Annotated in this window: 9 protein-coding genes and 1 tRNA gene; 7 read left to right on the top strand and 3 right to left on the bottom strand. The window is 70.2% G+C overall.

Annotated elements, in window-relative coordinates:
* Window positions 1-166: 166 nt before the first annotated feature.
* The 7 genes from Q0112_RS12980 to ccmE all read left to right on the top strand — a co-directional run bounded on the left by Q0112_RS12980 (window position 167) and on the right by ccmE (window position 4,480).
* Entirely contained in the window at window positions 167-439 is a 273-nt protein-coding gene (locus Q0112_RS12980; protein ID WP_297975946.1) for a BrnT family toxin, read from the top strand.
* Complete coding sequence (locus Q0112_RS12975; protein ID WP_297975944.1) at window positions 399-659, top strand: BrnA antitoxin family protein; 261 nt, start codon at window positions 399-401, stop codon at window positions 657-659. Before Q0112_RS12980 ends, Q0112_RS12975 begins: the two co-directional genes overlap by 41 nt.
* 148 nt (window positions 660-807) lie before the next feature.
* A tRNA-Glu gene (locus Q0112_RS12970) sits at window positions 808-882 on the top strand.
* Between the two features lie 41 nt (window positions 883-923).
* On the top strand, window positions 924-1,739 hold the full coding sequence (locus Q0112_RS12965) for a glutamate racemase (protein ID WP_297975942.1): 816 nt from the start codon (window positions 924-926) through the stop codon (window positions 1,737-1,739).
* A gap of 401 nt (window positions 1,740-2,140) precedes the next feature.
* Window positions 2,141-3,172: an N-acetyl-gamma-glutamyl-phosphate reductase gene (gene argC / locus Q0112_RS12960; RefSeq protein ID WP_297975941.1), complete on the top strand. Its 1,032-nt coding sequence runs from the start codon at window positions 2,141-2,143 to the stop codon at window positions 3,170-3,172.
* On the top strand, window positions 3,169-4,002 hold the full coding sequence (locus Q0112_RS12955; protein ID WP_297975940.1) for a YihY/virulence factor BrkB family protein: 834 nt from the start codon (window positions 3,169-3,171) through the stop codon (window positions 4,000-4,002). Before argC ends, Q0112_RS12955 begins: the two co-directional genes overlap by 4 nt.
* A 4-nt stretch (window positions 4,003-4,006) precedes the next feature.
* Window positions 4,007-4,480 carry a cytochrome c maturation protein CcmE gene (gene ccmE / locus Q0112_RS12950; protein ID WP_297975938.1) on the top strand — a complete coding sequence of 158 codons (474 nt, stop codon included), beginning with the start codon at window positions 4,007-4,009 and terminating at the stop codon, window positions 4,478-4,480.
* A gap of 34 nt (window positions 4,481-4,514) precedes the next feature.
* On the opposite strand, the gene Q0112_RS12945 is transcribed toward ccmE, so the two are convergent.
* From Q0112_RS12945 to Q0112_RS12935, 3 genes are all read right to left on the bottom strand, one after another.
* Window positions 4,515-7,226 carry a hypothetical protein gene (locus tag Q0112_RS12945; RefSeq protein WP_297975936.1) on the bottom strand — a complete coding sequence of 904 codons (2,712 nt, stop codon included), beginning with the start codon at window positions 7,224-7,226 and terminating at the stop codon, window positions 4,515-4,517.
* 103 nt (window positions 7,227-7,329) lie between these two features.
* A complete protein-coding gene (locus Q0112_RS12940) occupies window positions 7,330-8,613 on the bottom strand; it encodes an ATP citrate lyase citrate-binding domain-containing protein (protein ID WP_297975934.1) in 1,284 nt (427 codons plus the stop codon).
* A 75-nt stretch (window positions 8,614-8,688) separates the two neighbouring features.
* Window positions 8,689-9,087, bottom strand: a 399-nt coding sequence (locus tag Q0112_RS12935; RefSeq protein WP_297975933.1) for a TerC family protein, incomplete at its 5' end; no start/stop codon positions are given.

The raw sequence follows: 9,087 nt of genomic DNA, 5'->3' as shown, positions 1-9,087 counted from the left end.
ACTCCAGATTTTCAATCTGGCAAGACGGGTTCGACTCCCGTAGGGCGTACCATCCCCGCCGCGAAGCAGCCCTCATCATCGGCTTTCCCCCCTGCTTCTCCGACGCACCATTTTCCGTAGTGACGAAAACTCTTGACCGGCAGGATTATCGTTACTACATCAAACCATGAGGATCGAGTTCGATCCCGCTAAGCGCGCCGCCACCTTGGAGGCCCGCGGGCTCGACATGGCCGATGCCGACGAGGTGTTCGCCGGGACGACCGTCACGTCCGACGACGACCGTCAGGACTATGACGAGCCCCGGAAGATCACGGTCGGCTTCATGTCGGGCCGCATGGTCGTTCTCGTCTGGACCCCGCGCGGCGCGGTGCGCCGCATCGTCAGCCTGAGGAAAGCCAATGAACGGGAACAGAAGCTCTTCGGCCCCCGCCTCGGATGACCCGAAGGACGTCTTCGAGGATGACGCGCCCGACCTGAGCACGCCCTACTGGCAGGAGCGGTTCGCCAGGGCCGAGGTCAAGCGCGGCCGCCCGAAGGCGGCGGTGACGAAGGTCTCCACCACCATCCGCCTCGATCCGGACGTGCTGGAGAAGTTCAGGGCGACCGGACCCGGCTGGCAGAGCCGGATAAACGACATCCTGAAGAAGGCGCGCGTATAGGGGCGTCGCGGTGTCTTCCCCACGCGGTTTTTCCCAATGCGTCCAAAGGGGCCGCCACGCGGGTCGGGCATGCCAAGCGGCTGATCCGGCCCGCTTCTTGCGCCCACGTAGGGCCTGCCATTATAAGGGCGGGCGACTCAGTGCAGCCGGCCCCTTCGTCTATCGGTTAGGACGCCAGATTCTCAATCTGGAAAGACGGGTTCGACTCCCGTAGGGGCTGCCAGGGTCGCGTGCATTCTCCGGGAAGACGAGCCGCCTCAAGCCATGCCGATCGGGGTCTTCGACAGCGGGCTGGGCGGGCTGACCATCCTCGGCGCCCTGACGCGGGCGCTGCCGGAGCAGGATTTCGTCTATCTCGGCGACAACGGCAACGCGCCCTACGGCTGGAAGTCGCCCGACGAGATCTACGGGCTGACCATCGCCGGCGTCGAGCGGCTCTTCGCCGAGGGGTGCGGCCTCGTCGTCCTCGCCTGCAACACCGCCTCGGCGGTGGCGCTGCACGACCTGCAGGTGAACTGGCTGAACCCGGCCACCCACCGCGTGCTCGGGGTCTTCGTGCCGGTGATCGAGCATCTGACGCGGCGCGACTGGGGCGACAACGCCCCGCCGACCCATACCGGCCTCAGCGACGTGGCGCTCTTCGCCACGCCGGCGACGGTGAGGAGCGGCGCCTTCCCGCGCGAGCTCCGCTTCCGCGCCCGCGACGTCGCGGTGGTGCCGCAGGCCTGCACCGGGCTCGTCGAGGCGATCGAGGCGGGCGAGCTCGACCGGGCTGCCGAGGTGGCCCGCGAGCACGTGGCGGCGCTGCTCGCCCGGCTGCCCGAGCCGCAGTCGGCCGTGCTCGGCTGCACCCACTATCCGCTGGTCGAGGCGGCCTTCCGCGCCGCGCTGCCGGCCGGGACGGCACTCGTCTCGCAGCCGGCGCTGGTGGCCCAGAGCCTCGCCGACTACCTGCGCCGGCATCCGCGCTTCGCCGGCGGCAGCGGCGCGCTGCGCTACCTCACCACCGGCGACCCGGCGGCCGTCGGCGCGCGCGCGGCGGTCTTCACCGGCGCGGCGCTGCCCTTCGCCCCCACCTGAACGGGCGCCTGAACGGGCGCCCGGACGGCGGACTAGCGGGGCAGGACCCACGAGCGTCTGTCCGGCCGCCAGTCGACCAGCGCCGCCCCTGCGGGGGCGGACGCGTTGCCACGCGCCCGCCGGGGCGGCCGCGCCCGGATACGAGCCGCCGGTCCAGGCCCGACCCCCCTTCGCCTCCGCGCTCGCGCGCTCCTGCGAACGGCCCGGGAAACGCATGCGTTTCCCTGTCGGGCCGCCTGCTCACGGGCCGGAGGCCCGCTTCGATCGAACAAGGCCCAGATAGCCGCCAAGGACCGGCGCTCACTCTATGCCCTATGAGTACACGCCCCTAGCGGGGCGCATTGATCACCTTGGCCCTTTGCCGTAAACCGGGCGCCCGGTGGTCGGGGCGAGGGCAGGGCATGAGCGGGATCCACGACATCGCGATCCTCGGCGCGAGCGGCTACACCGGCGCCGAGCTGGTGCGGCTGATCGCCACCCACCCGCGCCTGCGCATCGCCGCCATGACCGCCGACCGCAAGGCCGGGCAGACGATGGGCGAGGTCTTCCCGCACCTGCGCCACCTCGAGCTGCCGCGGCTCGGGACCATCGCGGCGGTGGACTGGGCCGGCATCGACCTCGCCTTCTGCGCCCTGCCGCACGCGACCACCCAGGAGGTGGTGGCGAAGCTGCCGCGCGACCTGAAGATCGTCGATCTCTCGGCCGACTTCCGCCTGCGCGACCCGGCGGTCTACGAACATTGGTACGGCCACCCGCACCTCGCGCTCGACCTGCAGGCGGAGGCGGTCTACGGGCTGACCGAATTCTATCGCGACGAGATCCGCGCGGCGCGGCTGGTGGCCGGCACCGGCTGCAACGCGGCGACCGGGATGTACGGCCTGCTGCCGCTGCTCCGGGCGGGCGTGATCGAGACCGACGACATCATCATCGACCTCGCCACCGGCGTCTCCGGCGCCGGGCGCTCGCCGAAGGAGGGGATGCTGCATTCGGAGGTGTCCGAGGGCTATGCCGCCTACAACGTGGCCAGGCACCGCCACCTCGCCGAGTTCGACCAGGAGTTCGCCAAGGCCGCCGGCCGCAAGGTCGAGGTGACCTTCGTGCCGCACCTGCTGCCGCAGAACCGCGGCATCCTCGCCACGATCTACGTCCGCGGCGAGGGCGAGGCGATCCACCGCGCCCTCGCCGAAGCCTATGCGAACGAGCCCTTCATGGTGGTGCTGCCCTTCGGCGAGGCGCCGGCGACGCGGCACGTGCGCGGCTCGAACCTCGTGCACCTCGGCGTCATCCCCGACCGGCGGCCGGGGCGGGTGATGGTCTTCTCCGCCCTCGACAATCTGACCAAGGGCTCCTCCGGGCAGGCGCTGCAGAACGCGAACCTCATGCTCGGCCTGCCCGAGACCATGGGCCTGCTGGCGGCCCCGCTCTTTCCGTGAAGCGCACCAAGCGCGTCGCGCGCGTCCTCTGGGTGGCCTACGACCGGTTCAACCGCAACGACGGCTGGTCGATGTCGGGCTTCATCGCCTTCTCCGGCCTCCTCTCGCTCTTCCCCTTCCTGATCTTCGCCGCGACGCTGACCGGCATCATGGTCGGCCCCGACCGGTCGGACGTCATCATCGAGTCGCTGTTCGAGATCGCCCCGGCGCATGTGGCGCAGACGCTGGCGCCGGTGGTCGAGGAGGTGCTGAACAAGCAGAGCGGCGAGGTGCTGACCCTCTCGGCCGTCTTCGCCATCTGGGTCGCCTCGAGCGCCGTCGAGGCCTTCCGCATCGCCTTCGACCGCGCCTATGCCGTGCCCGACCCGCGCGGCTTCTTCCACAACCGCGCGCTCGCCATCGCGCTCGTCTTCCTCGGGGCGGCGGTGGCGGCGCTGCTCGGGGTCACCATCCTCTTCATGCCGCTCATCCTGCGCGTCGCCGAGCATCTGCTGCACGTGCCGATCCCGGCCTTCGCCACCTACATCACCAGCCTCTTCGGCGTGCTGGTCTTCATCGGCTTCCTGCTGGTGATGCACCGGGTGCTGCCGGGGCGGCACATCAAGACCTCGCGGCTCTGGCCCGGGGTCATCGTCACCACCGTCCTCTGGGTGGCGGCGGCCTGGGGCTTCTCGACCTACCTGAGCTTCACGCCGACCTATACCGTCACCTACGGCACGCTCGCCGGCGTCATCATCACGCTCATGTTCTTCTATCTGACCGGCCTGACCATTATCTTCGGGGCGGAGGTCAATGCGGCACTGAACCAGATCGGCCTCGCGGAGCGGTGACGGCATGGCGACGGGACTGACGACGGGACTGAGGAAGCGGCGGCGCATCCAGCTGGTGGCGACCGCCGCGCTGCTGCTGCTGGCGGCGACGGCGCTCGTCGGCTACGCCATGCGCGACGGCATCGAGTTCTTCCGCAGCCCGAGCCAGCTCTCCGAGCATCCGCCGCGCGCCGGCGAGCGCTTCCGCCTCGGCGGCCTCGTCGAGGTCGGGACGGTCGAGCGCGCCGGCGGCGAGATCCGCTTCGCGGTGACCGACGGCGGGACGAGCCTGCCGGTCGTCTTCGCCGGCATCCCCCCCGACCTCTTCCGCGAGGGCCAGGGGGTGATCGCCACCGGCCGGATGGAGGGCGGCACCTTCGTCGCGACCGAGATCCTCGCCAAGCACGACGAGCAGTACATGCCGAAGGAGGTCGCCGACGCCCTGAAGGCCGAGGGCCACTTCCACGGCGACGAGGCCGAGGCGCAGCCGGGCGGCTGACGCCGGCCCCCGGCGCCGGCCGCCCGACCCGACCTCAGACCACGAAGCCGCACTGCGACGCCGGGGTCCGCGTGTCCATGTTCCGCCCCCGGTTCAGATGGTCGTCGATCTCCGCCGCCGACCCGATCATCCGCCCGTAGAGGAAGACGGTGAAGGCCGCCGTCTCGAGATCGCGCTCGGAGAGCCGCCCGGCCTGGTAGTCCGGCCAGAGCAGCGCCAGCAGCAGCGCCGCGATCACCGCATCCACGTTGACGCAGAAGACGTAAGGCGAGGCCCCCTGCTCGTAGAGCGCCTGCACCAGTTCGCGATAGAAGGCGTGGAAGACGTTGTAGCGCCCGGCCTTCGCCATGTACTCGGCGACGAACCGCTCGCGCGGGTCGTGGTTGACCGGCTTCCCCTTGAAGATCGGGTGATGCACCCCGGGCAGCGCCCGCAGCTCCGCCCCCACCTCCTTCGAGGCCTTCTTCTCCCGCCGGTAGCCGCGGGCGAACTCGGTCGCCATCGCCTTCAGGTCGAGCCCGTGCCCCGGGTCCGACGGGTCCGTCAGCCCGGTCCCCTTGAACTGCTCGAGCAGGAAGGCCATCCCCTCGAAGCCGTTGCCGCCGTGGCTGTAGCCGGTGTGGGTCAGGAAGCCGACCATCGCCTTGTTGATCTGCACCCGCCCCGGCGTCTGCGGCCCGTCCGCCGACACCGCCCCCTTCGCCCCTTGCGCCGAGATCGACCCCGGCCCGTTCGAGATCAGCAGCCCGATGAGGATCTGCAGGGGCAGCGCCTCCTCCGGCGTCGGCTTCTTCCCGGTCATCGCCAGGAAGCAGAGGTCGGCCATCGTCCAGCGCCCGAACCGCTCCTCCCGGCCGATGCCCCAGAGCGAGCCCGACTGGTGGTGCGCGCCGGGGATCGTCGCCCCGACCATCACCCCGTAGAGCCTGAGGTACCAGGGCAGCGTCTCCGCCGTCAGCCGGCTGATCCGCTTGCGCATCAGCGGCCCCCAGGCGATCGTCGTCGCGGTGGCGGCGAGGATCGCGTCGCGCGACAGCCGCCCGTCGAGACCCTTCAGGTACTTCAGGAACGCCGAGCGGCCGCCCCGCGCCTCGATGGCGGCGAGCATCGCCTCCGGCCGCGGGTCCCCCGCCTCCTCCGGCGTCGCCAGGAAGAGCGCGCGCGTCGCCGCGTCCATGACGACGCCCGAGGTATCGAAGGCCTCGTCGCGGGCGCGCCGGAGGCCCGAATGGGCGAAGGCGTCGATCAGCGCCCGCGTGCAGGCGAGCACCCGCTCCACGCGCTTCGGCCCGACGATCGCCGCCGCCGTCGCCATCACCGCGTTCGGCGCGTTCCCCGCGTCGCGCGCGGCATCCGCCGCGACGAGGATCGGGTCGCCGACGAGGTTCACCTCCGCCGCCACCGCGACGTCGAGCATGACCCGGTCGTTCTCGCTGGCGATCTCGTGCACCAAGGGCAGCGCGAAGCAGGCCTCGAGCGGCAGGAGCGCCAGGTCGAGCACCTCGTGCCCGTGCACGCTCGTCACCTGCGTCTTCGGGTCCATCACCGAGGCGCCGGACTTGTCCTTCATGTTCTGCCGCGCCACCACCGCGCCGACCTGCCGCCCGAGCGCCGCGATCTGCCCGCCGTAGGGCTCGGGCGCCGTCACCACCGGCAGCCCGACCTCCCCCGGCAGCCGCAGCCCCTGGTCGTTGGCGACCCAGGGCTTCAGCGCCAGGTCCCCGCGCGGCGCGAAGTCCGGCGCCATCCCGTTGAGCCGCATCACCGCCGTCAGCGCCGCCGGGATGTCGGCGATATTGGTCACCACCGCCCCCTTCGCCGAGACGACCGGGTTCTCCGGCGTGAAGATCCCCTCCACCCCGAAGGCCTGCATGAACCAGCGTTCCTTGTCCTCGGCCTTGTCGCCCGAACCCGCCATCGCCCCGGCGTGCCCCACTGCCCGGGTCAGCTTCGACTTCCACCGCCCGACCACGCAGGCGACGACGGGCTTGGTCCACTCGATCCCCTGCTCGTAGTAGCCGCCCGGCTCGGCATAGAGCACCGCCGCCTTGGACCGGTCGTCGGCCGCGAAGGCCCGCGCGAAGTCCGGGCAGGCATAGTGGATGTAGAGATCCTTGCCGCTCGACACGAGCGTCGTCGTCCCCCAGCCCGCCGTCCCGAGATACTGCGCGATCGTCGTGGTGAAGCCGCCCGAGTTGGAGAAGATCGCCACCGACCCCTTCAGCAGCGACTCCTCGGGATGATCGCCGCCGAGCGCGCCGCCGATCCTGACCCGGTTCCACGAATCCGCCACCCCGAGGCAGTTGCCGCCGATGATGTCGATGCCGTTCCCCTGCGCCATCGCCCGGATCTCGCGCGCGTCGTGCACGGCGATCTTCTCGGTGATGATGACGATCTTCCTGAGCCCCGGGTTCACCCGGATCAGCTCCGCCACCCCGTCGCGCACCCCCGAGGGCGGCAGGTAGACGACCCCGGTGTTGAAGGCGTGCCCGGCGGCCAGCCCCTCGCGCACGTTGTTGAAGACCGGGATGTCGCCGGCCGGCGTCCTCAGCACCTGCCCGGCGCGCCCCGGCGAGGTGCCGAAGACCACGTTGCCGCCGGAGAAGGCGTGGCTCGTCGGCGTGACCTGCCGGCTCTCGCCGCCCATGACGTTCAGCACGCAGACCCGGTCCTCGCGCGTGGCGATCTCGCCGAGCGAGCGGACGCCGAGATAGTAGGGGATCCCCTGGATGCCTTGATGGAACATGCGTCTCTCCCGTGTGCGCGCGTTACCTCCGGGTTAACGGCGCGAAATGTTTCCCGTTGAATCAGATGGTTGGCCGGAGTCGCACGCGTGCGACCCCGCGCGCTCAGGCCGCCGCTGCCTTCAGCCCGAGCGTGGCCGCGATCTCCTCGCGCCCGCCCTTGCGCATCCACTCGTCGACCCGCTTGGCGTAGTTGACCACCTCCGAGATCGCGCTGTCGAAGCCGAAGAAGCGATACGGCAGCCCGAGGCTCTCCAGCGTCTCCGCCAGGTTCCCCATCCCCCTGACCAGGTTCGGCCCCCCGCGCCCGACCACCACGTAGAGCGGCGTCGGCCCGTTCGCCGCGAAATGCTCCCTGAGCGCGTCGCCCATCCCCCGGAAGGTCTCGAGGATGTCGGTGTTGTTCGACTTCCCCCCGATGATGAACAGCACGTTGGTCTGCTTCAGGAAGTGCCGGTAGCAGATCGACGCCACCGCCTTCATCTTCTCGTAGGGCGGGTTCCCGCCGAAGTCCGACGAGATGATCGCCGCCTCCCCCAGCACCTCGGTGACGAGCGAGTTCGCCCCGCCCCCGAAGGTCGGCGCCAGGATCGTCCCCTTCTCGTTGATGACGAAGACGTCCGACTGCCCCTGGTGCGTGCGGAGCTGGTTCACCTCCTGCTCGAAGGCCGAGACGTCCGAGGCGAAGAGCTGGCTCGGCAGCCCGAGCCGCCCCACCCGCGGATCGTCCCGGTCGAACCCGCACTTGAAGTCGCAGGCCACCGGTGTCAGCCGCCCCCCCGACCCCGGCCGCATGCGGATCGGGTTCAGCTCCAGCGTCGTCATCCCGTAGTGGTGCACCAGCTCCCAGAGCTTCGGCAGGTGCTGCACCAGGGGCGAGATGATCTCCTTCGGCGCCCCGATGTCGGAAAGCGCGTTCGCCACCACGAAGGCCTTGAGGCCCGTCAGCGCCTCGAACGGCACCGTGGCGACGTCCGACTTCGGCAGCTCCTCGATGTCCATCCCGCCCCGATGCGTCAGCGTCATCGTCGGCGCCCGGAAGCGGGTGTCGTCGGTGATCGAGAAATAGACCTCCTCTTCCGCCGGCACGCCGGCCTCGAAGGTCACCCCGTTCGCCTTGGCGTAGGCGTTGCCGTGCCGGTGCTCGCAGAAGTAGAGCCGCTCCTTCTCGGCCAGCGCCTCCTTCAGCGTCCGCGCCTTGCCGACCAGGCCCGCCTTGCCCTTCTTGCCGACGCCCCCGCGGAACACCGGCTTGATGAAGACGAGCCCGTGCCGGTCGATCAGATTCTGGATCGCATCCTCGCTCGCGTCCGGTCCCAGCACCTCCGGGGTCGGAAAGTCCACGTGGGAGAGCAGGCGCGCCCCGTGAAGCAGGCCGTTCAGTTGCATCGATTCATCCCTTGCGTTTTGGCTTGGCCGCGAGCATGCGCCCGCAAGCTGTCAGCAGTCTGTCGGAGAGGGTCTTCAGTGCCCGGCCGCGCCGGCATCCGGCCCGGCCGGCTCGGCGGCGCGCCCGTTTCGCCGCCGCGCCAGCATGTTCAGCCCCTCGACCAGCGCCGAGAAACCCATCGCCGCGTAGATGTAGCCCTTGGGCACGTGGAACCCCATCCCGTCGGCGATCAGCGTCATGCCGATCATCAGCAGGAAGCCGAGCGCCAGCATCACGATCGTCGGGTTGCGCTCGATGAAGTCGGCGAGGGGCGTCGCCGCCACCAGCATCACCGTGATCGCGACGATGACGGCGATGTACATGATCGCCAGGTGGTCGGTCATGCCGACCGCGGTGATGATCGAATCGACCGAAAAGACGAGGTCGAGCAGCAGGATCTGGAAGATCGCGCCGCCGAGCGTGGTGCTGACCGC

Origin of the sequence: uncultured Amaricoccus sp. (genome assembly GCF_937858865.1) — a bacterium.
Lineage (GTDB): Bacteria > Pseudomonadota > Alphaproteobacteria > Rhodobacterales > Rhodobacteraceae > Amaricoccus.
Note: the sequence above shows the minus strand (reverse complement) of the source record. Positions and strands in the feature narration are given on the sequence as shown.